Genomic DNA, 1,610 nt, shown 5'->3' on the forward strand with positions numbered 1-1,610 from the left:
GGAGCAGCTAGAACAGCTGCGTGCGCTACAGCATGGCTATGCCATTCAAGTTGCGCTAGCCAGCACTATCAATCCTCCTGGTGTGGATACGCCGGAAGACTTAGCCAGGGTGAGAGCGCTTCTGGCGAGTGAAAGTGAAGGTGGAAGCGAATGAAGCGCGTCCTATTTGTCTGTTTGGGCAATATTTGTCGTTCGCCAACGGCCGAAGGCGTCTTTTGGCACGCTGTTGAAGAGGCTGGCTTAAGTCGTCATATCAACGTTGACTCTTGTGGTGTAGGTAGCTGGCATGTTGGAAAAGCGCCAGACAGCCGTGCCCAGGCAGCTGCTTTGCAGCGTGGTATCGATATTAGTCATTTGCGCGCTCGTCAGCTAAGCGCCAGTGACTTTCTTGAATTCGACTATGTGCTAGGCATGGATCGCGACAACCTCAAGGCAATGCGAGCGCTACAGCCGAGTACCAGTCGTGCCCATGTGGGGCTCTTGCTAGATTTTGCCGATATGCCAGATGCTGAAGTGCCCGACCCTTATTACGGTGGTGATGAGGGCTTTGAACATGTCCTGAATCTAATTGAGGCGGCTTCTACAGGGCTAATTGCCCAGCTGAGAAATGACGGGCTGAGAAATGACGAGTTGTGAAAGAGGTAATAATGATTTGCTTAGTCGTTGCCAGTCAGTCGATTTAACCTCTGCGAACACGCTGCGTTTACCCTGTCAGGCGGAGCGGTATGTTGCCCCTAAAACGCTAAGTGCACTCCAGCATGTGGTGCGTGAAGCCGTTGCTAAGCAGTGGCACATTACGCTCTTGGGAGGTGGCAGTAATGTGCTGCTTCCCGCTAAGCTGAAAGGCATTACGATTCGGCCTGCTATGCAGCAGTGGTGGCTAGAGAGTTGCGGAGAGTCTGTTGTTGCTCATGTGGGAGCAGGCGTTAATTGGCATTCGTTAGTCATGACGCTAGCGGCTCGCGGCCTGTGGGGTATTGAAAACTTAGCGCTGATTCCTGGTGATTGCGGCGCAGCACCGGTACAGAACATTGGTGCATACGGTGTCGAGCTTAAAGACGTTCTGGTAGGGGTGCAGGTAGTAGAGTTGGCGTCGGGTAGTGTACGTTGGTTAAGCGCCGATGCTTGCCAATTTGGTTACCGAGATAGCATCTTCAAAAAATCGCTAGCGGATAAAGTCGTCATTACTCAGTTGGCGCTTCGGCTATCAAAAACGCCGCTACCAAGACTGGGTTATGGAGATTTAGCTGCCCGGGTAGCCGCTTCGGCGAATTGCTTGGCGGTGGCTCAAGCAGTGTGTGCTATTCGTCAGGAAAAACTACCGGACCCTCAGGTGCTCGCAAATGCGGGTAGCTTCTTTAAAAACCCGCTAGTTAACAGCGATCAGTTATCACGCTTGTTACAGGCATACCCTAGCATGCCATATTTTCCGCAGATTAACGGTCAATCCAAACTGGCAGCGGGGTGGTTGATTGATCAGTGTGGGTTGAAAGGGGTTCGGCAAGGGGCTTTCGGTGTTCACGCGCGGCAGGCCTTGGTGCTTGTGCATTTTGGCGGTGGCGATCGGTGCGAGCTACTGCAGTTTGCAGAGCATATTGCCCACCAGGTCT

Annotated in this window: 2 protein-coding genes and 1 pseudogene; all 3 read left to right on the forward strand. The window is 52.8% G+C overall.

Going from position 1 to position 1,610, the window contains the following annotated elements:
* Window positions 1-154, forward strand: a pseudogene (locus tag INT22_RS20815) (3-deoxy-manno-octulosonate cytidylyltransferase); the annotation flags it as partial.
* Window positions 151-636, forward strand: coding sequence for a low molecular weight protein-tyrosine-phosphatase (locus INT22_RS11275; RefSeq protein ID WP_193061321.1), 486 nt, complete (start codon window positions 151-153; stop codon window positions 634-636). The pseudogene INT22_RS20815 and the gene INT22_RS11275, both read left to right, overlap by 4 nt.
* Window positions 623-1,610: UDP-N-acetylmuramate dehydrogenase (murB, locus tag INT22_RS11280; RefSeq protein ID WP_193068244.1), on the forward strand; the 988-nt coding region annotated here is incomplete at its 3' end. The genes INT22_RS11275 and murB, both read left to right, overlap by 14 nt.

Origin of the sequence: Halomonas sp. 3D7M, from assembly GCF_014897885.1 — a bacterium.
Taxonomy (GTDB): Bacteria; Pseudomonadota; Gammaproteobacteria; order Pseudomonadales; family Halomonadaceae; genus Vreelandella.

Bases quoted from the DNA above. Each gene is read 5' to 3' on its own strand.
- INT22_RS11275 (WP_193061321.1), top strand. From the start codon at position 151: ATGAAGCGCGTCCTATTTGTCTGTTTGGGCAATATTTGTCGTTCGCCA.